The 24,187-nt window shown below is 61.2% G+C and carries 15 protein-coding genes; 5 read left to right on the forward strand and 10 right to left on the reverse strand.

Annotation, left to right across the window (positions count from 1 at the left end; all coding sequences use genetic code 11):
• From HMPREF2690_RS01970 to HMPREF2690_RS01980, 3 genes are all read right to left on the reverse strand, one after another.
• Complete coding sequence (locus HMPREF2690_RS01970; RefSeq protein ID WP_141761172.1) at positions 1-207, reverse strand: hypothetical protein; 207 nt, start codon at positions 205-207, stop codon at positions 1-3.
• A gap of 253 nt (positions 208-460) precedes the next feature.
• Entirely contained in the window at positions 461-1,135 is a 675-nt protein-coding gene (locus HMPREF2690_RS01975; protein WP_246819494.1) for a rhomboid family intramembrane serine protease, read from the reverse strand.
• A gap of 64 nt (positions 1,136-1,199) precedes the next feature.
• On the reverse strand, positions 1,200-1,721 hold the full coding sequence (locus HMPREF2690_RS01980) for a peptidylprolyl isomerase (RefSeq protein WP_070421945.1): 522 nt from the start codon (positions 1,719-1,721) through the stop codon (positions 1,200-1,202).
• A gap of 294 nt (positions 1,722-2,015) precedes the next feature.
• On the opposite strand from HMPREF2690_RS01980, the gene HMPREF2690_RS01985 reads away from it, so the two are divergent.
• Positions 2,016-2,963, forward strand: coding sequence for an endonuclease domain-containing protein (locus HMPREF2690_RS01985; protein ID WP_168167271.1), 948 nt, complete (start codon positions 2,016-2,018; stop codon positions 2,961-2,963).
• Positions 2,964-3,142: 179 nt separating this feature from the next.
• Here the strand turns inward: HMPREF2690_RS01985 and metE are convergent, their stop codons facing one another.
• Positions 3,143-5,392, reverse strand: a complete 2,250-nt coding sequence (gene metE, locus HMPREF2690_RS01990) for a 5-methyltetrahydropteroyltriglutamate--homocysteine S-methyltransferase (RefSeq protein WP_070820031.1) — start codon at positions 5,390-5,392, stop codon at positions 3,143-3,145.
• 14 nt (positions 5,393-5,406) lie between these two features.
• Positions 5,407-6,345, reverse strand: coding sequence for a methylenetetrahydrofolate reductase (locus HMPREF2690_RS01995; RefSeq protein WP_070421942.1), 939 nt, complete (start codon positions 6,343-6,345; stop codon positions 5,407-5,409).
• A 263-nt stretch (positions 6,346-6,608) separates the two neighbouring features.
• Here HMPREF2690_RS01995 and HMPREF2690_RS02000 point away from each other — a divergent pair, with 263 nt between their 5' ends.
• A complete protein-coding gene (locus HMPREF2690_RS02000) occupies positions 6,609-7,241 on the forward strand; it encodes a hypothetical protein (protein WP_070820032.1) in 633 nt (210 codons plus the stop codon).
• 39 nt (positions 7,242-7,280) lie between these two features.
• Here the strand turns inward: HMPREF2690_RS02000 and HMPREF2690_RS02005 are convergent, their stop codons facing one another.
• A complete protein-coding gene (locus tag HMPREF2690_RS02005; RefSeq protein WP_070449881.1) occupies positions 7,281-7,844 on the reverse strand; it encodes a TetR/AcrR family transcriptional regulator in 564 nt (187 codons plus the stop codon).
• A gap of 91 nt (positions 7,845-7,935) precedes the next feature.
• On the opposite strand from HMPREF2690_RS02005, the gene HMPREF2690_RS02010 reads away from it, so the two are divergent.
• Genes HMPREF2690_RS02010 through HMPREF2690_RS02020 form a run of 3 tightly spaced genes read left to right on the forward strand, consistent with a single transcriptional unit; the run spans position 7,936 to position 12,151 of the window.
• Positions 7,936-8,550: an ATP-binding cassette domain-containing protein gene (locus HMPREF2690_RS02010; protein ID WP_070421939.1), complete on the forward strand. Its 615-nt coding sequence runs from the start codon at positions 7,936-7,938 to the stop codon at positions 8,548-8,550.
• A complete protein-coding gene (locus HMPREF2690_RS02015) occupies positions 8,547-10,640 on the forward strand; it encodes a YhgE/Pip domain-containing protein (protein WP_070421938.1) in 2,094 nt (697 codons plus the stop codon). The genes HMPREF2690_RS02010 and HMPREF2690_RS02015 overlap by 4 nt, the downstream gene beginning before the upstream one ends.
• A complete protein-coding gene (locus tag HMPREF2690_RS02020; protein WP_070820033.1) occupies positions 10,637-12,151 on the forward strand; it encodes a cutinase family protein in 1,515 nt (504 codons plus the stop codon). Before HMPREF2690_RS02015 ends, HMPREF2690_RS02020 begins: the two co-directional genes overlap by 4 nt.
• A gap of 55 nt (positions 12,152-12,206) precedes the next feature.
• On the opposite strand, the gene HMPREF2690_RS02025 is transcribed toward HMPREF2690_RS02020, so the two are convergent.
• From HMPREF2690_RS02025 to HMPREF2690_RS02040, 4 genes are all read right to left on the reverse strand, one after another.
• On the reverse strand, positions 12,207-16,823 hold the full coding sequence (locus tag HMPREF2690_RS02025; RefSeq protein ID WP_070820034.1) for a hypothetical protein: 4,617 nt from the start codon (positions 16,821-16,823) through the stop codon (positions 12,207-12,209).
• Positions 16,824-17,145: 322 nt separating this feature from the next.
• Positions 17,146-21,411 (reverse strand): hypothetical protein, encoded by a 4,266-nt coding sequence (locus tag HMPREF2690_RS02030; protein WP_070820035.1) that lies wholly within the window; start codon positions 21,409-21,411, stop codon positions 17,146-17,148.
• A gap of 421 nt (positions 21,412-21,832) precedes the next feature.
• Positions 21,833-23,365 carry a phytoene desaturase family protein gene (gene crtI / locus HMPREF2690_RS02035; protein WP_070820036.1) on the reverse strand — a complete coding sequence of 511 codons (1,533 nt, stop codon included), beginning with the start codon at positions 23,363-23,365 and terminating at the stop codon, positions 21,833-21,835.
• A complete protein-coding gene (locus tag HMPREF2690_RS02040) occupies positions 23,362-24,168 on the reverse strand; it encodes a phytoene/squalene synthase family protein (RefSeq protein WP_070820072.1) in 807 nt (268 codons plus the stop codon). The genes crtI and HMPREF2690_RS02040 overlap by 4 nt, the downstream gene beginning before the upstream one ends.
• Between the last annotated feature and the right edge of the window lie 19 nt (positions 24,169-24,187).

A 24,187-nucleotide genomic window follows, 5' to 3' on the forward strand; every position in this document is an offset into this window, starting at 1 on the left:
TTAACGCTCCCCGAGAAGTGACTCCACCCTGCGCAACTCGTCGTAGATGTCTCGCTGCTCGTAGGTGAACCCGCCTGACCAGGCAAGCTCCTTCAGTACGTCATCAGATGGCAACGCCATCCCCAACGATTCAGTTAACTTCGCGCGCAAATCGCGTTGGCGTGCTCGCAGCTCTGCATTGGTAAAGCGGCGCACTTTCAGCTTCATGAGAATCACCTTCTTCCTTTTGGCTTTGATCCTAACCAACGGCAGCGACATTGCTCTCCCGTTATTCGAACACTAACTATCCACACCTGTGGATAACTCTGTGCACAACTCCACAGGCACCGTGGATGTGCTGGGGATTATTCGAAAATCCCAGGTAATTTCGGCGTGTCGTTTTCGCTGTTCGACGTGTCGTTCGAGGAACAACACGCGTGTAGTTCTCCACATTGTGGATAACGTTTGTGGATAACTCCGGTTAGTACACAGGGATCGTCGACGGCAACGTCAACACCCACACCACCGGCACCGCAGCCACCAACGCCGAACACGCCGCCACCCACCGCGTGCGCACATTCGGCGAGGTCAGCCACCACCCCATCACCGCACCCGCGACCAGACCCCCGAGATGCCCCCACAACGACACCGTCGGCGACATCAGCGAATACACCACGTTCACCGCCACCAGGGTGAGTGGGGCGCGCAGGTCGGTTGATCGTCGATAAGCAACTGCGATGAGCACCGCCATCAGCATGTACAACGCCCCCGACGCGCCCGCCGTCGGCGTTGTGAAATTAAACGCAAGCACGCTAATCGACGACCACAGCACCCCCGCGCAATACGCCACCGCAAACGGACCCGACCCCACAAAGCGCTCCACCTCCGCGCCAATGAACACCAACATGAACATGTTCAACACAAGATGTGTAATGTCCAGGTGCAGAAAACCCGCGCTCAACGTGCGCAAATAGCCCCAGTCGTACACCAACGGGCCAAACAGAATCATCTGCTCCCCCACCGGCGAATCCCAAATCACGTCCATCACACTTCTCGACTGCACCGCCGTCACCACAAACACCAACGTGCACAACGCAGCAATGACAGAGGTGGCCGGCGCATTCTTCAACGTGTTCTTCATGGCATTGGGGAACATGGCCTTCAGCGTACTTCGGGCACGAAAAAGCCCCCGCCAACTGGCAGGGGCTGATCGAGACGTGTTACTTGACCTCGACCGAGTTGATCACAACATCCTCAACCGGACGGTCCATGCGGCCGGTCTGCACGTTCGCGATCTCGTCGACAACCTTCTTCGACGCCTCATCCGTCACCTCGCCGAAAATGGTGTGGCGGTTGTTCAGCCACGGGGTGGCGTCCACGGTGATGAAGAACTGGGAACCGTTCGTGCCCGGGCCCGCATTCGCCATAGCCAGCAGATACGGACGATCAAACTGCAGCTCCGGATGGAACTCATCCGCGAACTGGAAACCCGGGCCGCCCGTGCCGGTGCCGGTCGGGTCGCCGCCCTGGATCATGAAACCCGGGATGATGCGGTGGAAAATCGCACCGTCGTAGAACGGGCCCTCGGTCGTACCCTGGGCGTTCTTGGTGGCGTACTCCTGCTCGCCCGTCGCCAGGCCAGTGATTACCTCAACCGTCTTCGGCGCGTGGTTGCCAAACAGGTCAATCACGATATCGCCGTGGTTCGTGTGCAACGTCATCGTTTGTGTCTTCTGAGTCATGCCGACCAGGGTACGCGGAATCGTCCGCGGGCGTTCGCCGGGTCGGCGGTTGGGCGTGCCGAGCCGTCCTGGGCTGTCTTGGTGTCCTGGGCTGTCCTGGGCGGTCCAGGACTTTGATCGCAAACCCAGCGAACCAGTCCCAGCGAATCGTCGAAAATTGCCGATTCGCTGGGACTGGTTCGCTGGAAACTCGATCGGAGGCCTCGGCTAGCACGTTGCTCTTGTGCATCGGCTCCCCAGCGGATACTTTTAATCCAGCATCATAAACCGGGGGGTCATATGGTTGGGGAAAAGTTGACGCAATTGCTCGTCGGCCAGGCGGTCGCCGAGGCGGAAGCATGCGTAAAAGTTGCATCGCGTCGATACGTGCGCCTCGAAGCGTGGAACACGCTGCGGCCGTACGAGCGGGAGTACTTACGCTGCTACGCAGCAGGTTCATCGGCCCATCGCTCGGTGTTGGTGAGTCGCTCGGCCGCCCGCCTACTGAACATGTGGACCATCCCGGACGGCAAGGAAGTCATCGAGCTCGCACAAACGCACGGTACGCCACCATCCACGAAAGACTGGCCCGACGGTCTGCGTTACCGTCACATGCGGATCCCTGAATCGGACGTCTACTGCATCCACCGGACCGACTGCATCGGTGCGGACCGAAAAATACAGGTGACAAGCCCAGAGCGCACCGCGATCGACATCGCGCGGTTTCACGGCGTGCGTCAGGGCGCGGTCGCGATGGACTGGCTTCTAAGCTTCGGCACCCTCCAAGAAAAGCGGAGACGATGGGAGACCATCCAAGCCAGAATTGCCCGTCTCAAGGGAAAACGAGGGATTGCGAACGCACGGCGGGCACTCGAACTTGCGTCTCCTTGGTCAGAGTCACCGTACGAAACTCTCCTGCGTGTGATTCTCCACGAAAACGGTATTGAGGTGGAGATGCAACTGTGGATCGGACCAGATTTCCGAGTCGACCTGATCTGGGGAAACCTCGTTATTGAGATCGATGGCCTCGATAAGTTCGAGAACAAGCCTCACGATGCCGTCCTCTCTCAACTCAAGCGCGAAACTTGGATTCGTGAGCAGGGATACGAGGTCATCCGATTTTTCACACGGGAGATACTCCGGAATCCGGAGGAATGCGTCCGCCGGATACGGGAGGCGAAAGCACGGGCAGACAAGCGCGGTAAGCCGCAAGTCGCCGCGACCCGGCAACGTCCAAGGCAACGCCAATCCCGATTCCCGTAAAGCGCGCCGCGCCGCACCCCTGAAACGAAAGAAACCAGCGAACTACACCCAGCGAATCGCGGTTTTCGGGCGGTTCGCTACAACTAGTTCGCTGGAAACTCGAAGCGGGGGCGGGGGCACCGGCGCACCGGGGCACCGGCGCACCGGCGCGGCAAAGCACGCCCCGGCGCGACCGGAACCTACAGGCCGGCGACGACCTCGTCGCGGGCGGCGACCAGGTTACGCAGGGACGGGTCGACCTCGGCGTAGCCGCGGGTCTTCAGACCGCAGTCCGGGTTGACCCAGAGGCGCTCGGTCGGCACATTCTTGAGCGCGGCACGCAGCAGGCCCGCGATTTCCTCGGTGGACGGCACGCGCGGGGAGTGGATGTCCCACACGCCGGGGCCGATTTCGGAGTGGAAGGTCTCGTCGATATCTTCCAGCAGTTCCATCTTGGAGCGGGCTGCCTCGATGGAGGTGACGTCGGCGTCGAGGCCGGCGACAGCGTCGATGATCTGGCCGAACTCCGAGTAGCAGAGGTGGGTGTGGATCTGGGTCGACGGCTTCGCGTTCAAGGACACGAGGCGGAAGGCGCGGACGGCCCAGTCGAGGTAGGAGGCGCGGTCGTCGGCACGAAGTGGCAGCAGTTCGCGCAGGGCCGGCTCGTCGATCTGGATGACGTTGATGCCGGCTTCCTCGAGGTCGGCGACTTCGTCGGCAAGGGCGACGCCGATCTGGTCAGCGGAGACGGACAGCGGCACGTCGTCGCGCTTGAAGGACCAGGCCAGGATGGTCACCGGGCCGGTGAGCATGCCCTTGACCGGCTTGTCGGAGAGGGACTGGGCGTATGCGGACCAGTCGACGGACAGGGCCTTCGGGCGGGAGACGTCGCCGACGACGATTGGCGGACGGGTGCAGCGGGAGCCGTAGGACTGGACCCAGCCGTTTTCCGTGACGACGAAGCCGTCGAGGAGTTCGGCGAAGTACTGGACCATGTCGTTGCGCTCGGCTTCGCCGTGGACGAGGACGTCGAGACCGATCTCTTCTTGCAGTTCGATGACCTGCTTGATTTCGGCCTTGAGGGCTTCCTTGTAGTCGGCGTCGGAAAGGGTGCCTTCGCGGTGGTCGGCGCGGGCCTTGCGGATTTCCTGGGTCTGCGGGAAGGAACCGATCGTGGTGATTGGCAGGGTGGGCAGCTTCAGTTCTTCGCGCTGGATCTTGATGCGCTCTTCGAAGGCCGGCTCGCGCTTGACTTCGCCCTCCGGCAGCTTTGCGACGCGGTCCACAACCGCCTGGTTGTGAATCGTCGTCGATTCTGCACGGGTGCGCACAGCGCGGTCGGACTGGGCGAACGCCTCGGCTGCGGCGTCCGGGCCGGCGACAAGTGCCTGGATCTCGGCGAGCTTCTCGTCAGCAAACGACAGCCACGGTGCGACCTCGACCGGCAGGTTGCGCTCGGCCTTGAGGGTGTGCGGCACGTGCTGCAGCGAGGTGGAGGTGGAGACGGATACCGGGCGGCCGAGGGACTCGAGGACCTCGGTGCGTTCGCGCAGGTTGGCGGCCCAGACGTTGCGGCCGTCGATGATGCCGGCGACGAGGTGGGTGGTCTCCGGGATGGTGGTGCGGATGCGCTCCGGGTAGTCGGCGTCGGCGTCGAGGGTCCACGGGGCAAGGTCGACGTGGAGTGCCTCGACACCGAGTTCGCCGAGGACCGGCAGGGCCTCGCGGGCGGAGCCGTACGGGGTGGTCAGGTAGACGTTCGGGCGGTCCTCGCGGCCGAGCAGGTCGGACCATGCGGAGCGCAGGTACTTGGCAATCTCGGCGTCCGGGGTGGACAAGTCGGCGACCACGGCCGGCTCGGCGATCTGGATCCACTCCACGCCGGCGTCCTTGAGGGCCTTAAATACCTCGGCGTAGGCGTCGACAAGCGCTGGCAGCAGCGACCACTCGGCAGGCTTGGACAGCGCAATGAGGGTGACCGGGCCGACGAGGAACGGGCGAACCTTGTGGCCGGCCTCGGCGGCTTCCTCGACGATGTGCAGGATGCGCTCCGGCACGGCCTTAATCTCCTGACCTGCCTCGATCTCCGGCACGAGGTAGTGGTAGTTGGTGTCGAACCACTTGGTCATCTCCAGCGGCACGCGGGTGGCGTTGCCGCGGGCGAGGGCGAACTCCTCGTCGAGGTCGGTGCCGCCCGGCACGAGGCCCACGGTCAGCGCGGTCTCGAGCACCTGGTCGTAGAGGGCGACGTCGGCGGGGATGGCGTAATCCTCGGTGAGGCCGAGGTCGCGCAGATGGTTGTAGTTGTTCACGCGGAGGGCGCGGGCGGTGGAGCGGAACGTGTCGGCGTCGATACGCCCTGCCCAGTAGCTCTCAAGCGCGTGCTTCAGCTCGCGGTTCGCGCCGATGCGCGGGTAACCCTCGATGGTTGCCTTGGGGAAGGTGGTCATGGTTTGTCCTTTATCTATTGGATGCCGATGCGGTCCAAGAAGTCCCGCGTGACGGCCAGGTTGTTGTGGGTGTACACGTGGAGTCCGCCGGTGCCGGCGTCCAAAATCTCCCGCGCAAGGTTGGCGGTGAGTTGCATGCCGGTTTCGTATTCGTCGTCAGCTTCGAGCAATTGCTTCTCGACGACCTCAGGCACCTCCAACCCCGACAACTCACCCATCCGGCGCACACGCTTCAGGGAAGTCATCGGCATAATCCCCGGAATCAGTGGGATACGCACACCCGCCAGGCGTGCTACCTCGACAAAGTCCAGGTAATCCTGCGCCTCGAAGAAGAGCTGCGTAATCGCGAAATCGGCACCCAGGCGCTGCTTAGTCAGCAGCACATCCAGGTCATGGTCGAAATTTCGCGACTCCTCGTGCCCCTTCGGGTAGCACGCAACCGACAGCGCGAGCTTGCCGGCGGCGAGGCGAAACGCCTCCTCTTCCTGCACTTCCTCGATGAGGTTGAGCAGGTCGGTGGCGTACTGCAGGTAGTGCTCCGGCATGCCCGTTTCGGGCAGGTCGCCGCGGAGTGCGAGGAAGCCGCGCACGCCGGCGTCGATAAGCGTGCGGATCCACTCGGTGAGCTCCTCGCGCGTACCCGCCGTGCAGGCCAGGTGTGCGATCGGGCGCAGGTCGGTGGTTTCCGCAATCCGGGAGATCACCGCGGCAGTGCCTTCGAGCCACTCGCTGCGACGCGAGCTGGTCACGGAGACGTAATCCGGGTTGTAGGCGGCCAGGCCGGCAATGAGTTCGTCCATCTTGGCCACGCTGTCGGAGGGGCGCGGCGGAATGATCTCGAAACTCAACGCGGTGCGCTGGCGCTTCGGGCGGGGGCGGCGGATCACCGGAGCGCCCTCGCGGTCGATGGGTGCCGAGGCGGAAAGCCGGGTCGAAGGGGAGGCTTCGAACATGGCGGACCTTTCTCTCGGCTGGCTGTCATCGGGACTTGTTGCACCGTGGTTAAACGGTGACTTGAAACTTATGTTGCCCGTTTCCGCGCCACAATCAAGGTTGTCTATTTTGCCCGTTTGCGCAGGTCATGCGGCTGGTTTTCGTGAATGTAAATACCGCAAACTGAACCGCTTGGTTCATTTTTGCGTAACGCTTGGTACGGAGCCGTTCTGTGGGGGCTTCGCTACGCTAGACACCGAACCAATCGAACAAAGGAGCACCCATGAACCTCAGGACCATCGGCATGGCCTACGCCCTCGCAAACCAAGGCCTGAAGTACTTCCGCGACCAAAACGACAAACGCGAGCGCGACATTTACCAGTCCCTCATCGACACGCTTAAAGACGGCGACCTCTCCGACCTCACCGACAAATTCGACCGCGACCAACTCCAGGAGCTCTACGGCGCCGCCCGCGCCGAAGCCGGCGAAATCACCCGCCAGGCCCACGAGCGCCTCGACCGCCGCCGCGCCGCCTTCGACGCCGACGCTCCCCTGCGCGCCGCCCAACTCGCCTTCCTTAAAGACCACGCCAAGGAGAAGAAGGACGAAGGCCGCAGCGTGCTCGGCACCATCGGCTCCGTGATCAAGTGGTCGACGCTCAGCGCCGTCGCCGCAGGTAGCGCATGGGCTGCGTGGGAGTTCTTCCTCAAGGACAAAATCGCCGAACTTCGCGACGACTCCCCCGCCGACCTCGAACTCGTCTCGGTCGCCGAGGGCGGCGCCGGTCGTGCTGGCGGTGCTGGCGCTGGCGGGACCTCCACGCTGGTCTACTCCACCACTACCGAAGACGACCGCGAAGCACGTTCGGCCGACGATTCCGACGATTCCGCAGGCCGCCACCGCCTGGAGGACTAGCGCCACGTCCCTTCCGGGCCCAGCCCCGTTCCCGAACGCCTATACGTTCGCGCGCCAGCCGGCCATGAGGTGGCGGACGAGGCGATCGCGCACGTCGGGGAGCAGATCGGCCAGGGGTGAGGCAAGCGGTCGGGTGGCCACGATCAGTTCGGTGGCGAGCTGCAGCGCGGTTTGGCCGGGGGCGACGATGTTGTGGGGCACGGCTTCGTCGATAAGCAATTGCACGTTGTGCATGAAGGTCTCACGGCGTTCGACGATGATGCGGGGGCCGTCAGCGGAGGGTTCGGCGGCAAGGGCGGTGGCGAGCATGCCGACGCCGGAGTCGACGATGGCCCAGACGAAGCGTTCAAAGCTGCCTTGGGGGTCGTTGTCGAAGTCGGCGAGGGTGCCGTTGAGGAGGGTTTGGAGGTTGTCGATGTAGACGACGGCGCAGGCGTCGTAAAGCGATGCGCGTGAGGGGAAGTGGCGGTAGAGGGTGGCGATGCCTACTCCGGCGTCGGCGGCGATGCCTTCGAGTGTGATTTCGGAGCTGGGGCGGGTTTGGATCTGTTGGAGTGTGGCCGTGATGATTTGGTCGCGTTTTTTGCGGGCGTCTGCACGCATGGCACTCCCCACTCTGGGTTTGACAGTGATTGAATTGGGGAGCACCATATCACGAGTTAAGTGATAGTCCACCCTACGGTTAGGGGACCGAATGTCTGCAATCCTGTCGGTACAGGGCCTTGTGCTGCGCAGTGGTGACGAGCCGGAGTCGTTCGACATCGGCCGCGGTTTGACCCTGCTCAACACGGCGCGCGAGTCCGATTCGACGCTGCTCAGCCTCGCGCTGGCGGGTCGCTTCCGCCCTGCAGAGGGCACGATTCTGCTTGACGGCGAACCGACCACCCACCACGACCGCTTCCGCGATATTGCGTTGGCGGGCGTGCCGGAGATCGACTCGATTGATCGTCTGGTGCGCGTGCGGGATGCGGTGCGGGAGCAGATTGCGTGGTCGCAGAGTTTCTTCAAGCGCACCCCGCGCAGCCCGGAGGCGATTAAGGCGCATCCGTACGTGGAGAAGTGGTTGGAGCCGCTGCAGTTGGAGGAGCTGGATCTGCTGGCCAAGGTTGGCGACATTACTCCGCTGGAGCGCTTCCGCTTGCGCGTGTTGCTTGCGTTGATTTCGCGTCCGGAGGCGAAGTTGCTCATTGTCGACGACATCGATCAGGTCCGTGACATGAAGTTGCGCAAGTTGCTTCTTAGCGACCTCCGCGGCGTCGCGGTCCACCTTCCCGTGATGGTGAATACGGTCAATGAGGAGGGGCTATGAGCGGCCTGCATATCGGAACCGATTTCCGGAAGTTTTTGAACGGCAAGCTCCCACCGCTTGCCCTTGTTGCCATCATGTTGCTGCCGTTGCTGTTCGGCGGTTTGTTTGTGTGGTCGTATTGGGATCCACTAGGCAATTTGTACAAGTTGCCGGTTGCGTTGGTGAACTCGGATGAGGGTGAGAACGGCGACCAGGTGGTTGACGAGCTGTTGGAGCAGCGTCCGTTGGATTTCCAGTTGGTCAGTGCCGAGGAGGCCAAGGAGGGCATTGCTAACGGCACGTATTACCTGGGTATGGAGATTCCGACGAACTTCTCTGAGGCTGTGACCAGCGTGAAGTCAGAGGATCCACATTCGGCGAAGATCAACATCACCTTGAATGAGACGAACGGTTTCATCCCGACGGTGTTGGGTGATAAAGCCGGTGAGGCGGTCGCGGTTGCGGTGTCGAACTCGGTTGGCGAGAAGGTGGTGGACCAGCTGTTCGTCGGCATTAATACGTTGTCGCAGGGCGTGCAGGACGCCGCGGATGGCGCGGGCAAGCTCGACGACGGTGCGAATAAGGCCAAGGACGGCTCGCAGAAGCTCAACGATGGCGGCACGAAGCTCAACGACGGTATCCAGCAGCTCAATGACAAGGTGCAGCAGATGCCGGGTGCGGTGGGCAAACTCGACGGCGGTGTGGCCAAGTTGCAGGACGGTGCGGCGCAGCTTAATGACGGCATCACCACCGCATCCGGCGGCGCCTCCAAGCTCTCTAACGGCCTGGATCAGTTGCAGGCGGGTACCCAGCAGTTGGGTGCCGGTGCGACGAAGATCGCCGGTGGCGTGGATAAGCTCACCGGCTTTGCTGGCACGTTGAACCAGGCGCAGGCGGCATTGGCTGACGTCAATGCGAACCTGGACCGCGTGATCGCGGATCTGGACCGCTCCCCTATCCCGGGCTCGAACGAGTTAGCCGCGCAAGCCCGTGGCGTGAAGGCACAGTTGAACGCTGGTCCGCTGCAGGCGGTGCCGGGCAACGACCTGGTTGGCCAGTTGATGCAGTTGCAGGCTGGCGCGCACGAGTTGGCCACGCAGTTGTCTGATCCGACCGCGCAGTACCGCGGCGGCGTGGATAGCGCCGTAGCGGGTGCCCGCACTCTTGCGGAGGGTCTGGCCCGCCTGCAGGACGGTTCGGGCACGCTGCTGGCCGGCATTACGACGCTGAAGGACGGTACGTCGAAGTTGGTCGTCGCTGCGAATACGGCGACGGATGCGACCTCAAAGTTGGCGGCCGGCTCGAACCAGTTGGTGGTGGGCCTGAGCGATTTGAACGACGGCCTGGTGAAACTTTCTGACGGCACCGGCGAGCTCTCCATGAAACTTGCGGACGGCGCCAAGGAAGCCCCGAAGTGGGAAGGCGAACGCCTAGACAAGGCGATCCACGCCGCCGCGGATCCGGTGACCCCGCAGCACACGGGCGACAGCGTGACTTACTTTGGCAAGGGCCTGAGCCCGTTCTTCCTGGCCCTGTCGCAATGGTTCGGTGTGCTGATCACCTACATGATCATGAAGCCGTTTAGCCGCCGCGCCATCGACTCGGGCGTGAGCGCGTTCCGCGTGATGCTGTACACGATGATCCCTTCCGTGATCATTGGCTTTGCGCAGTCTGTGGCGCTGTGGGTGGTGCAGGTTGGTGTGCTGAAGGTGGAGCCGCAGCACCCGGTGGCGCTGTTCGGCGTGTTGGTGTTCGTGTCGTGGGTGTTTATCTCCGCGATTATGGCGTTGAACACCACGTTGGGCCCGGCGCCTGGCCGTTTGGCCACGATGGCGTTGATGTCGCTGCAGTTGGTGGCGTCGAACGGCCTGTATCCGCCGGAGGTGCAGCCTGGGTTTATCCAGTGGGTGCACACGTGGGATCCGATGCGCTATTCGGTGGATTTGGTGCGCTACGCCCTCTTCGGTGCGCCGTCGTATGACCCGCGTCTGTGGACTGCGCTTACGGTCCTGTTGTTCGTCGCGGCCCTGTCCATCGCCATTACGTGTTTCGCGCTGCGGAAGCGTCGCACGATGGCGTTCAAGGACCTGCACCCTGAGTTGACGGTGTGAGACGCCCCCTAGCCATCCTGCTGTCTGCTGCGCTTGTGCCGCTCGCGGCGCCGCAGGCGCAGGCGTTGCAGTTGCGGTGCCACCCCGTGCATGTGATTCAGGCGGCGGGGTCCGGGTTTTCGCATTCGTGGCATCCGTCCGCGCGCGAGTCGCTTTTCGACGACACCTCCTCCCCCGCCGACGACCTCCAAACCCGCTTCGGCGCCCGGACGGTGTCCACGTTTCAGGTGAAGTACCCGGCGTCGCTGGGCCGCTTCAGCGTGTTCGGTACCTCGGGCAACGTCCCGGAAGGCACCGAGGCGGCCACGTATGGGGAGTCGGTGCGCTACGGCCGGGACGTGGCCACCTTGGAGATGGAGACCGTGGCCCGGCATTGCCCCGGCACCCGGTTCATTTTGATCGGCTACTCCCAGGGCGCCCACCTGGTCGGTGATGCGGCGGCGGAAGCAGCTGCCGGCCGCGTGCGGGGTGTGGGTGCGGATGACATCGCCGCCGTCCTTCTCTTCGCCGACCCCGCCCGCGCACCGCTGGGTGACCCGGCGCCGCAGCAACCTTCGCGCCTCTACGCCGAACCACCTGCGGGCGTGCGCGGCCGCAACGGGGAGACGGTGCAGACCGGTGGCACGACCCTCAACCCCGCGTTCGAGGGCCTCGCCGGCACCCGCACCACGCCGTTTACCGGCCTGGAGGGCAAGGTGCTCTCCCTGTGCAACGGCGCGGACATGGCGTGCGCGACCGAGCCCACGAGCCCGCTGCGCACACTTGCGGATGTGGCCATGCGCGATGTCACACCCGGCCCCTTCAACGCCATCACCGGCATCCGCGTCGCCCGCTACCGCGACTTACGCGCGCAGGGGCTGCCGGTGCCCGAGGCGTTTGAGCAGTCGGGCCTCTCACTTATCGACGCCACCCTCATCCCCCAAATCATCATCGAAGCCACCACCGCCGCCACCGCCCTTGGGCAGCACGCAGCGCGCACCAGCACCACTCCCCCAGCCGAACAAGCCGCCATCGCGCTGCTCGCCGCACTGCCGGAGTTGGCCAAGGAGGGCGTGACCTGGCCGTGGTTGTTCCAGGCGCTTGAGCCTCTGCGCGATCAGGCGGCGCAATTGCTTGACGACGACACCACCGCCTGGCTCGATCTCACCCTCGAAGTGTTTCGCACCATCCATGCCGTGGAGCAGTTCAGTTGGCAGCTGCATCGCCTCGGCGTGATCCCCCGCACCCCAACCGGCACCGAAGGCCGCCAGGCCTGGGCGCATAACACCGTGGCGGCGTTGTGCGGGCAGGTGCTGGATGTGACCGGCCTGCGCGCCACTTACGAGGATCCCCAGAACGCAGTGCTGGTGTCGTCGGCGCAGCGTGCAGGAGATTTCGGGCCGCGACACATGTCGTATTACAAGTTGGGCTTCACCGACATCCCCGGTGGGTTCAAGGTGGGCGGCCAGACGGGTTATGACTATGCGTTGGGGTGGCTTGACCGGGTGGTGCGTGGGGTCGTCGCTAAGTAAATGCGCAAGAGAAAACCCGCCGGGCTTTCGCCTGGCGGGCTAGCTCACTGCGGGTTTACTTGTCCTCAGCGGGCTTGTTCTCTTCGGTGCCCTTGTCCTTGGACTCCGGCATCTTGTCGGAGGAGCCCTTCATCAGGGTCTCGTTGCCGGTCGCCTTGCCCACCATGTAGGAGGAGGTGTACTCACCTGCACCACATGCGCGCATGACGCCGTCAACAGCGAGCAGACCCAGGGTGATCGCACCCAGAGCGCCGGCTGCGAGGCCGATCATCTGCGGGTTCTCGATAGCGAACGCACCCTGGATGCCAGCCGCACGCTGTGCACGGTTCTCGTCGTGGATGCCCAGACCGCGCTGGATCTGGTCGTTCGCCTGACGGATTGCCGCGTTGACCTGGGCGGAGACCTGCTCTAGGCCCGGGATCTGAACCTGCGACAGGATACCCAGCGGGATAGCCAGCAGCAGCGGCGCGGTCATGCCGACGATGCCGGCGATGCACGTGCCGTCGAGCTCAGAGGAGCCCTTGGTGGTCTGATTATTCGTCTCCTTGTTCAGGAGGAACTCGAAGTTGAACTCCTGAATGTCGTGGCTCTGTGCACCCTGTTCGGTGTAGCGGAAGAAACCGCTCGGAAGACCGCACTCAGCCGGGTTGAGCGGCTTGCCCTTGGCCTTCTGATCAGCAAGGCACTTCCTTGCCTTCTCAGCAAGATCCTTCGGGATGATCAGGTCTGCGCCCTTATCGGTCGGCACAAGCTTGGTGCCGTTGCTCTCGCCGACCACACCGACGTCCTTGACCGGATCCTTGAAGTACAGGTGAACAACAACGTCACCGTTCTTGGTGCTGTTGTCGATCGTGACGTCCGGGAGGTTCTTGTTCGAGCCAGCTGGAGCACCGTTCTCGGTAACGGAACCTTCCTTCACCACACCCAGAATCAGGTTGCGGACAATATCGCCGTTGGAGTTTCGCTCCTCGACGCGGATCGTCTCGCCAACCGTGCCCTTCTTCGGGGTGATGATGAACTTGCCGTTCTCGGTCTTCGTATCAGCGTGCTCGCCACCAGAAACCACAACGAAGGTGTTCTCCGGCTTGAGTGCCTCGAACTGACGCTCCTTACCCTCGATCACGTAGTCGCGCTGCTGGTAGGTAGCTGCGGACTTGCCCTGCGTGATCTTCAGACGGTAGCGGTTGATTTCCTTACCGTTCTTGTCGAGCTCAACGACCAAACCGGACTTGCCAGCTGCGTTGGACTTCGGCTTCAGAATCCACTGACCGTTGCTCTCCCTCGGTGCCTGGAAGAACTCGGCACCTTCGAGGATCTTGAACGAGTTCTCCTGGTGCACCATCGTGGCGATGAACTCAGAGTTCGTCGAGACGGTGTACTCACGGTCCTTAACAGGTGCGTCAGTCAGCTCGAGCTCGTAGCGAGCCCAGACGCCACGCTTATCCTTGACCTCGATAACAGCGGTACCGGTCTCGCCCTTCGGGCTGGTGATGATGAGCTTCTTGTCGCGCTCCTGCACCTCAACGAGGTTCTTGCCCTCGATGACCTCAAAGGTATCCGGGTAGTCCTTGACCTCGTTGAAGTTCACCTGTGCGGTGCCGTTGACGGTCATACGACGCTTGATGGTCTCAACATTAGCGTTGCGGCCCGGGGTGACGTTGATGATGTAACGCTCGTAGACGTAGTCGTCATCGGTCCTGTTCTCGATGACAACCTTGCCCTCGGCATCGGCCTTCAGGTCGAGCTTCAGGGTGTCCTTGCCGTCCTCCGCATCGCCTGCGATGAGGTTCTTACCCTCGACGATGAAGAGCTTGTTGCCACCCAGGTTGAGGAAGTTGTCCGCCGTGATGTTGTAGGTCATCTCACGGATCTGCGCTGGCTTCACGTTGTAGATGTACTTCGTGATGGTCTTGTACTCGACCTTGCCGTCGGTTACGAACGGCTGCTCTTCCTCGACGACGACGCGGCCGTCGGCGCCCGGGTTGAAGTAGAGCTCAATATCGCCGTTTTCATCAATCTTCGACTTCTCAGCCAGAAGATACTCGCCCTCGACGATCTTCAGCTTGTTGCCCGGCGTCTGATTATCGCCAATGAAACCACGGAGCACGCGAACGATCGAGCGATCAACAACATCGCGCTCGCGCTCTTCCTCGCTAACCTGACCAAGGTTTCGGGCAGGTGCAATGCGTACGGTCCACACTGCGGACAGAACTCCGTTCTTGTCCTTGATGTGGATGACAACGTTGCCACCCTTCTCGTTAACCGGAGTGCCGTCTTCGTTGGTCGGGTCGACGACAAGGGTCTTTCCGTCGTTGGTCTCAAAGATGCGTGCGACGTCCTTGCCGTCGACGATCTCCCAGGTCCAACCGTCCTTCAGGTTGATCTCTGCAGACCCGTTGTTCTCAATCGAGTCGTCGCGCATGAACGGACCACCGTTCGGGTCCTTCACGATCTCCAGGGTGTAGTTGTACTCCACGCCCTTGTCGTCAGTAAAGACGATCTCGACGGTGCCCTCAGCGCCATCCTTCGGCTTGATCACCCAGTTCGTGCCGTCTTCGCTCTTGACGATCTGGACGAGGTTCTCACCAGACTTGATGGTGTAGCTGCCACCGCGGCGCTCGATGATCGCCGTGGAGGTGTTCAGGATCTGGCGAGTGACGTCGAACTGAGAGTTCGTGTTCTCGACGGTGACGATGTTCTCGCGAACGTCGCCGCCTTCCTCGGTGATGCGAACAACGACGTTGCCACGAACCGACGGGTCCTTGACGTCAACCTTGAGCTTGTTCTCGTCTTCGACAACCTCAATGGAGCCCGGCTTCGGCTCGATGCGGTTGCCATCCTTGTCGACGAGGTACCACTCGTACTTCTCATTCTTGTCCCACGGAACCTCGCGGACGCGGTTCTCGCTGCCCGGGTTGATCGTGTAGAAGAAGTTGTTGACCTTGATCTTCGTCTTGGTCTCGACGTTGATGGTGTCGCTGACCTTGACGCGGTAGATGTGCTGGTTGCCCTGGTCGTCGGTGATCAGGATCTCAACGTCGCCCTCGCCCTCGAAGCCCGGCTTCGGGGTGATCTTGAGCTTGCCCTCTTCGGTGCGCTCAACAATGACGATGTCCTTGCCCTTGGTGACCTCAAAGGTCCAGGAGCCACCCAGTTCCTTCGGAACCTCGATGTCCTTGGACTTCTCACCCTTGATGAAGCCAGCGAAGTGGTAGTACTCGCGAACTTCCTTGACGCTCTCGTAGACCTTCTCGCGGTAGTAGTTCTCCACGTGGGTTACGGTCTCGGTGACGGAGACCGGCGCCGGCGTGACAGTCTTTGTCGTGGTGACGGTCGTGCCCGGGACGTGCTTCTCGGTGGTCTTGACCGGGGTGGTCGTCACGGTCTCCACAACCGTGCTCGGCTCACGCGTGATCGTCTCGGTGACTGCGGTGACGGTCTCGGTGTACGTGGTCGGCTTGCCAGGCTTGGTTTCCGTGGTCACGTACGGCTCAGGCGTAACCACCGTGGTCGTCGTCTTCGGCGTGCCGTTGACGGTAGTGGTGACGTTGTTGGTCAGCGGCGGAGGTGTCACCGTCGTGGTGACTTCGCTGCCCGGAATGGTTGTACGGGTCACAACGGTGCTACCCGGGACCGTGGTCTTCTCGTTCTTGGTTACCGGCGGCAGGGTACGCGTAGAGGTAATCGTGGTTGCCGGCAGAGTCCTCGTCGTGGTGGTCTTAACGGGATTCTGCGGAATCGTCTCGGTGACGGTGCTCGGTGGCAACGTTTCCGTGGTGGTAACGGTGGTCTCCGGCGGCGTGGTGTAGCTGGTGATGGTGACGTTGCCGTCCCATTCCTTCTTGTTCGGGTTCAGACCAGGCTGCTCGTTCGGAATGATGCGCTGGAACGTCAGGTTCAGACGACGCGTCATCGTGTAGTTGTAGTTACGCGGGACGATGATGGTGACGTACGCGTTCTTCGGGTACTTCGACTTGAAACCATCGAGGATCTTGCGGTCGGGAACCAGAGCGTAGTTCGGCTTTCCGCTCTTGGTGTCCACCGTGACGTGCACCAGGCTGAAGCCGGTAAGTGCACGGAACTGAGCGCCGTCAACAGTGACCGGGTTCTTGTCACCCGGGTCGCTGGTGTCCGGACGGCCGTCATAGATCGCGCCACGAACGTTGTTCAGGGACGTCAGGTCGTTGCCCAGCAGCGCACGAAGCACGGTGGTCTTGACCTTGATGGCGTGGGTCCTATCCTCGCCTTCCTTGTGCTTCTGGTAGTCCTCCATGAGCTTGGTGACGACGTTGATCGCTGCGTAGCGCACGTCCTCGTCGATGTACTCACCGTTGCCGTAACGACCGGAAGCACCGGTCAGCTTGCGGACTTCGTAGCCCGCCTTGGTGTTGTCCCAAGGGTTCGACAGGCCCCAGTCGATGCACCAACCGTTGCCGTACTCGGTCGGAAGCAGGCCGATCGAACCGTTTCGCTCGTTCTTGCTTTTCTTAACGGCCTCGAAGTATTCGTGAAGTTCCTTTTCACTCATCTTCTCGTAGGCGTTCACCGTGAGGTAAGAGTCTGCGACGGTTGCAGCAGTTGCCTCAGGCGCTACCACGGCGATCGTGCTAGCCACAGTGGTGGCGGAAATAAGCGCAGTCATGACGCGCTTCTTCAATTGTGCGTTCTTCAACGGCTTCAATCCTTACAACTCGGAGGAGATATTCGAAGCAGCCTTGAGATCACCTGAACACGGATCTCCAAACTGATAACTACATATTTAAGCGCAATATCGGCTTGGAGAATAGTCCGAAACCCCCTACAGAAAGCCAAAACGCCAGATCAACACCAAAAACTTAGAAACCTGACCCTCTGAACTGGACGTTTAGACAGTACTCAGGAAGAAAACCGTAAGGTGATTTTCACCACAATCCGAGCAATTGTTCAACAAATCCTCAAAGAACGCCGAAAGCCCGAAGCCAAGTCGGCTTCGGGCTTTCAGGGATCAGAACGATCTACTTCTTGGATTCGTCCTTCTTGTCCTTTGCGCCAGCTTCCTCGGACGGCTTTTCAGCCTGGTCCTTGGAGCTCTTGCCGGAGGAACCGTACATCATCCATTCCTGACCGGTGGCCTCACCGATCTTGTAGGACGAGGTCATCTCCCCCTGGCCGCAGGCACGCAGCACACCGTCGATCAGGAACAGACCGAGCGTGATTGCGCCGAGGGAACCAGCGGCGAGGCTCAGCATCTCCGGGTTGGCGACGTTGAACGCACCCTGGAAGCCAGCTGCGCGGCGAGAACGGTCCTCGTTGTAGATACCCAGACCGCGCTGGATCTGGTCATTCGCCTGACGGATGGCGTCGTTCACCTGAGCGGACAGACCTTCAAGGCCTGGGATGCGAACCTGGGAGAGGATACCCAGCGGGATGGCCAGCAGCAGCGGCGCAGACAGGCCGACGATGGAGGCAATGCACTTGCCGTCGAGCTCAGAGGAGCCCTTCTGGCTGCCGTTGGTGTCCTTCACATTGATGGTGGCTTTGATGTTGACCTTGCGCTCTACGCCCTTAGCTGGGACGCCGTTTTCGACACCACCGATCCAGAGGTAGTCCCACTTACCGTTCGGGATTGCGCCCGGATCGACGATGATCTGGTCGCCTTCGCGCTTGACCTTATTCGGGTCGACCGGAACACACTTGGCGTCATTGCACACCTTGATCTCAACACTGTTGCTGCCGCCGGTGATATTGAAGGTCCAGCCGTCCTTGGCGTTACCTTTCGGCTCGCTGATGGAGATCGACGGCGTCGTGGTGTCGCCCTGCGATGTCGGCGGGATCTCGAGCTCGACGATGCGGACCGGGTTGCCCTCAGGGTCGCGCTCTTCAACGAGAATCTGGGCGTACTTCTGCTCAACCGGAGTGATCTGGACACTACCGTCCGGCAGCTTCTGCTCTTCGACGAGGTCGCGACCACGAAGGATAGTGAAGGTGTTGCCCGGGGTGCCTGGGTTGATCTTGCCGTCGAGCTTCTCGATGTATACGCGACGCTCTTCCTTGAAGTTCAGCGGCTTCGGGTCAGACACGATCTTGATGGTGTGGCGCTTGACCACGACATCGTTACGCATCTCAACAACGGTCACGGTCTTGCCGACCGAACCCGGCTTCGGCGTCAGGATCCACTCGCCGTCCTTGGAGGTATCAACCTCGACCCACTCGGAGCCGTCCTGAACAACGATCTTGTTCTCGTTGCGACGGGTGATCTTGAAGGTGCCGTTCTCGGTGAGCTTGAACTCGTTGTTGATGGTCGTGTTGCCGGAGTTCTTCTTCGTGCCATCAACGTTGAAGATGTAACGGTACACAACGTGGCCGTTTCCATCCTTCACCTCGATGACAGCGCGGTCTTCCTTGCCGTCCTTCGGTTTGACGACGAAACCGCCATCCTGCTTCTCAACATCGATGATGTCCTCACCCTCGGTGACCTTGAAGGTGAAGTTCGTGCTCAGACGGAAGCTTGCAGAAGTGTTGCCGACAAGATCGAAGGTCTCTTCCTGCACGTCAACCGGCTTGACGTTGAAGATGAAGCGCTGGAACGGCAGGTCACGGGAGTTAAGGTTCTCGATGACAACCTTGCCCTCAGCACCCGGCTTGAACTTAATCTGGCCGTTCTTCAGGTCAGAAGCGTCGAGATCAACGAGGTTCTCGCCCTCGGTGATGCGCAGGACCTGACCGTCCTTCACACCAGAGAAGGTAACGAGGGAGTTCGACTCAGCGTCCTGGGTCTTCTCTTCAACCTCGCCCTTCTTCACGTGGATGGTGTAGGTGGCGATCGGCTTGTTCTGCGCGGTCTCCTCAACGACGATGTCGCCCTCGAAGCCCGGCTTCGGCATGATGCGGTAGACACCGTCTTCCACGATCACGGTGGCGTTCTCGCGGTTCTTGGTGATGTCGATCTTGTTCGGGGTACCAGCCGCGTCACCCGGGGTGATCTTCACGGTGTTGCGGTCGATGATGTTGTACTCGACGTTGCCCGGCGTGAAGTCTTCCTTCTCTGCCGGCTTCGCAATGAAGGTGTAGACACCAACGAGGATCCGGCCCGACGGGGAGTTCTTGTCGGTCTTGTACAGGTTGAAGGTCGCAACGTCGTTGTTCTTGTTGGTCACCGTGAACTTGTTGCCGTCACGCTTGACCTCCCAGTTATCCGAGTTGTATGCGGAACCTGCAGGCTCAAGGACGAAATCGTCGCCTTCGGCCACGATCTCGCGGGACTGGCCCTCGATGATCGTGTGCGTCTGAACGTCGACCAGCACGTTCGTACCCTGCTTGATGGTCAGGGTGTAGGTGTAAACGTTGCCGTCCTTGTCGGTGGCCTCGATGACAGCATTGCCCTCAGCACCCGGCTTCGGCGTGATGATCCAGAAGCCCTCATCGTTCTTCTCGATGCTCTGGATCAGGTCCTCGCCAGACGTGACCTTCGGCTGTTCCTCAACATCCTTGATCTCAAGCTTGTAGGAGTTGGCATTACCGATCACACGGGTCTGCGTGTAGCGGTCAGCAAATGCATCGATGTTGAAGATGTAGTTGTTCTCGTTACCGGTGCGCTTGCCGTTGATCTCCTCGTACACCTTGAGAGTCGCGGTGCCACGGGAATCCTTCTTAGCGGTGACCTCAATGCCGCCTTCAACGGCCTTGGTGTCGATGATGCCACCGCCGTCAACGATTTCGTAGTTCCAGTTCTTGCCAATCTGAATGGTCTGCTTCAGGTTGCCAATACCAACGTTGAAGTAGTGGTTGTTCACCACTGCCTCGGTCTCAACGATCTTCTCGGTCTTTTCGTTGACGACGTTGATGATGTATTCGTGGCGGTTGCCCTCAGCGTCTACGACAACGATGCGAACCGTGCCGCGGCCTTCCTTGACCGGCGTGATCTCCAGGACAGCCTTACCGTTGACAATCTTCTTCTCAACCTTAACCAGGCCGTTCGAATCGTCGACGAACTCGATTTCCCAGTTGCCGAGCTTCTCAACCTCGATCTGGCGGGACTTCTCGGACATGTTGAAGTCGATGGCGTACTTGTAGTTGCGGATGTAGCGCTCCACAATCTTCGTACGCTCGACCTCGGTGACGTTGGTCTTGGTGGCATGAGCCGTCACTGTCGTCGTCTTCGGCGCTGCGGTGACAGTTGCGGTCTCCGTCTTCGGCGCTGCGGTGACAGTTGTAGTCGTGTACACCGGCTCAGCCGTCTTCGTCACATACTTGGTCTCCTTGGGAGCATCCTCAGTGACAGTCGGGGTAATCGTCTTGGTCGTGGTGGTCAGAACCGGCTCATCGACGTAACGGGTGACGGTCTTCTGCGGGGCAGTCTCGGTCACCGTGGTCGGCTCGACCTCGCGGGTGTAGGTCTCGGTGTTGTGCTCAACACGCGGACGCTTCGTGGTGGTGACGGTCTTATCCGCCTGCACCACAGTTTGGGTCGTCGTTACGTCCTGCGAGACAACCTCGGTCTTGGTGATGGTCGGCTGCTCCACGACCTCCTTGTGGTGCTCAGGCTGGACGTAGTGAGTCACCGTCGAGGTGCCTGCCGGACGGGTGACGGTCGTCGTGACCGGATCAGCGGTCTTAGTCACCGTCTCGCGGACGATGTTCTTCTTCGGCTCGTAACCCTCAAGACCCGGCTGCGCAATGATAATGATGCGCTGGTTGGTCGGCTCCTTGGTCAGGTCCTCGTAGACGTTGTAGGACTTCGGCACCAGAACGGTGACGTACTCACCGGTCTTGACCTTCAGCTGGGAGAACGCCTGCTCGTTCTTGTACAGGAAGAAAGCAGACTGACCAATCGGGTTGCCGTAGTTACGGCGAATCTCAAAGCCCGTCCACTTCAGGAACTCATTGGCGGAAACCTCAGGCGGCTTCGTGCCGGACTGGAACTTCACGTCGCCCTGAATCAGGCCACGCATCTTGTCCAGCTGTTCCAGGTTGTTGGACAGCAGTGCCTGGAGAGCGAAGTTCTTCTTACGAACTTCCTCGGTCTGGCCAGCGTAGTAGCTGTCCAGCATGGTCTTGGTCAGGTTGATGGCGGCCTTCTCAATGTCCGGGTGGATGTTGAGGTCGCCGCCCATGTTGCCGTTAAACCCGTAATAACCAGAGGTGCCGTCCAGACGACGAACATCAAACTGGGTGTAGTGCTGCGGCACGTCCAGGTGGGCATCGATGCACCAGCCCGGACCATAGGCCGTGGTCATCAGGTCCATGTCGCGGTTGACCTTGCGCGTCTTGTTGTACTGCAACGCAGCGTCGTAATCGCCCTGATCCAGTGCCGAGTAGGCGTTTGTAATACGCGGGTCAGCGTCAGCGGTCGGAGCTACGACCGTTACGCCACCAAAGCCACCGTGGCGGAAACCAGGGTGGCCAGGACGCGCTTCTTCAGATGTGCGTTCTTCAACGGCTTCATTCCTTACAAGTCGGAGGAGATATTCGAAGCAGCCTTGAGATCACCTGAACACGGATCTCCAAACTGATAACTACATATTTAAGCGCAATATCGGCTTGGAGAATAGTCCGAAACCCCCTACAGAAAGCCAAAACGCCAGATCAACACCAAAAACTTAGAAACCTGACCCTCTGAACTGGACGTTTAGACAGTACTCAGGAAGAAAACTACAAGGTGATTTTCACCACAATCAGAGCAATTGTTCAACAAAGCCCATTTCAGGCACTGAGAGGGCCTGGGCTTTTGTCGCCGCGCAGGCGCTTCAGCACATTTTCAGCGGAAATCAAGCACATCGGCACGCCCACCCCAGGAACGGTCGTGGCTCCGGCGTAGTACAGCGCTCCCAGCTTCTTCGAAGCATTCGCGCCGCGCAAAAACGCCGACTGCTTCAGCGTGTGCGCCGGCCCGATCGCCCCACCCGACCACGCGTGGTAGCGGTCGCGGAAGTCTGCAGGACCGAGCGTTTGCTTAACGACGACCCTCTCGCCCAGGCCCTCAACCCCACACCACTGCTCAATCTGCGCAATGGCGGCGTTGGCAATCAGGTCCACCTGCGGGGAGGCCTCATCGCGGTACATGTTGCCGTGGCCGATCGTCTCCTCGGCGGCGACGGGCACGAGTACGAACAGGTTCTCGTCGCCTTCGGGCGCCACGCCGGGGTCGGTCGCGCTCGGCTTGGACACGTAGATCGACTGCGACGCCCCCAACGGCCGCGCAGCCGGTTTGCCCTCGAAGACGGTGGCGAAGTCATCGTCCCAGTCCTCGCTGAACAACAGGTTATGGTGGGCCAACTCAGGGATCTCGCCCTTCACGCCCAGCATGACCAGCACGGTGCCCAGGCCCGGGTCACGGCGGGAGAACCACGACTCGTCGTACGTGCGCAGCTTCGGCGGCAGCAGCCGGGTTTCGGTGTGGTGCAAGTCGGCACACGAGATGGTGAGGTCGGCGGGGATGAGGGTGTCGTCGATAAGCGAAATGCCCGTGGCCCGCCCACCGCTGTACGTGATGGAAGCGACGTCCGCGTTGAAGCGGAACTTCACGCCCTGCTCGAGCGCCAGCTCGTAGAGCGCATCCATCACCGCCGCGAAACCACCCTGCGGATACAACACGCCCTGGGTGAGGTCCGTGTGGCTCATCAGGTGATACATCGACGGCGTGCGCGCGGGGTGCGACGACAAAAACACCGCAGGGTACGTCAGCATCTGGCGCAGGCGCGTGTCCTTGAACTGGCCTGCGACGAAGCGATCCAGCGGCTCCACCAGGTAACGCAGCAACTTGCCGTACTGGCCGCGGATCTTGGCAAAGGGCTTCAGCGTGGAAAAGGTGGTGTAGAGGAAGTAGCGCAGCGCCAGGTCGTAAGTTTCGGCGGCGCGGTCGAGGTAACTGGCCAGTTGGTCGCCGGCGCCGGGCTCGATGGTGTTGAAAAGCCGGATCGCATTGTCGCGGCCCGACTCCACATCGATCGGGTCATGGTGCTCGGGGAAGAGACGGTAGGCGGGCGTGAGCGGCTTGAGATCCAGCACGTCCTCGGTGCGCTTGCCAAACAGTGCGAAGAAGTGGTCGAAGGCATCCGGCATGAGGTACCAGCTCGGGCCGGTGTCAAAACGGAAACCTTGGACGGTTTCGTTGCCGGCGCGGCCGCCATGCGAGCCGAGGCGCTCGACCACCGTGACCTCGTAACCCTCCCGCGCCAGCAGCGCCGAGGTAGCCAAACCGGCAGCACCCGCGCCGATCACCACCGCAGTTGTCATAGCCCTGTCCTCGCAATCGCCTTCGCCGTCAGCGCAACCTTGCGACGCTGCGGCACGCTGATGCGCTGCTGCGTCAACTGCGCGGCCGGGGTGCGCTCCGCGATCTCCGTGAGTTCACGAAACAGCGCCTCCGCGGCCGCCACTCCCCCACGCACCCCGCGAGGCAGCAACGGGATCGCCTCCAAGGCCTGATCAAGTTCGGTGTGGATGGTGGTGGTGATGGCATGCTTGGTGTCGTCGTCAAGCATGCGCCCAAAGTACGCCCGCCCGAGACTGCCCTGATCCTCCCCGAAATCGCGCAGGAAGTTGATGCGCTGGAACGCCGCACCAAGCGCGCGGGCGCCACGCTGAAGTTTCTCCGGATGGGGTGTCTGGCGCTCTGGGAAGAAAATGTCCAAACACATCAAACCAATCACCTCGGCCGACCCATATATATAGGTCTCCAACTCCGCCGGGGAAAAAACGTGCGGGTTAAGGTCCGCGCGCATCGACGCGAAAAACGCCTCGAGGTGCTCCGCGTTGAGGCGACAACGCCGATACGTATTCGCCCACGCGTGCAACACCGGATCCGTGTGAAAGCGCTGGTTAGGGGCCTGGAGTACCTGCTCCTCGTAGGCGTTAAGCAGGGTCTCGGGGTCTGCGTTGGCCTGCTGCGCGGCACCGTCGACGATCTCATCTGCGATACGCACCACCGCGTAGAAATTACGAATATCGCGGCGCACCCCCGGCGCCAACACCTTCGTAGCCAACGAAAAACTCGTCGAATACTGCGCAATCACCTGAGCAGCCGCACGATCCGCCATCGTGTCGTAACGGGAAAGG

This window comes from Corynebacterium sp. HMSC034E11 (assembly GCF_001835905.1).
Lineage (GTDB): Bacteria > Actinomycetota > Actinomycetes > Mycobacteriales > Mycobacteriaceae > Corynebacterium > Corynebacterium coyleae.

Coding starts and splice junctions, on each gene's coding strand:
- HMPREF2690_RS02000 (WP_070820032.1), top strand. CDS start 6,609: ATGAACCTCAGGACCATCGGCATGGCCTACGCCCTCGCAAACCAAGGC.
- HMPREF2690_RS01995 (WP_070421942.1), bottom strand. CDS start 6,345: ATGTTCGAAGCCTCCCCTTCGACCCGGCTTTCCGCCTCGGCACCCATC.
- HMPREF2690_RS02010 (WP_070421939.1), top strand. CDS start 7,936: ATGTCTGCAATCCTGTCGGTACAGGGCCTTGTGCTGCGCAGTGGTGAC.
- metE (WP_070820031.1), bottom strand. CDS start 5,392: ATGACCACCTTCCCCAAGGCAACCATCGAGGGTTACCCGCGCATCGGC.
- HMPREF2690_RS02040 (WP_070820072.1), bottom strand. CDS start 24,168: ATGGCGGATCGTGCGGCTGCTCAGGTGATTGCGCAGTATTCGACGAGT.
- HMPREF2690_RS02005 (WP_070449881.1), bottom strand. CDS start 7,844: ATGCGTGCAGACGCCCGCAAAAAACGCGACCAAATCATCACGGCCACA.
- HMPREF2690_RS01970 (WP_141761172.1), bottom strand. CDS start 207: ATGAAGCTGAAAGTGCGCCGCTTTACCAATGCAGAGCTGCGAGCACGC.
- HMPREF2690_RS01975 (WP_246819494.1), bottom strand. CDS start 1,135: ATGTTCCCCAATGCCATGAAGAACACGTTGAAGAATGCGCCGGCCACC.
- HMPREF2690_RS01980 (WP_070421945.1), bottom strand. CDS start 1,721: ATGACTCAGAAGACACAAACGATGACGTTGCACACGAACCACGGCGAT.
- HMPREF2690_RS02015 (WP_070421938.1), top strand. CDS start 8,547: ATGAGCGGCCTGCATATCGGAACCGATTTCCGGAAGTTTTTGAACGGC.
- crtI (WP_070820036.1), bottom strand. CDS start 23,365: ATGACAACTGCGGTGGTGATCGGCGCGGGTGCTGCCGGTTTGGCTACC.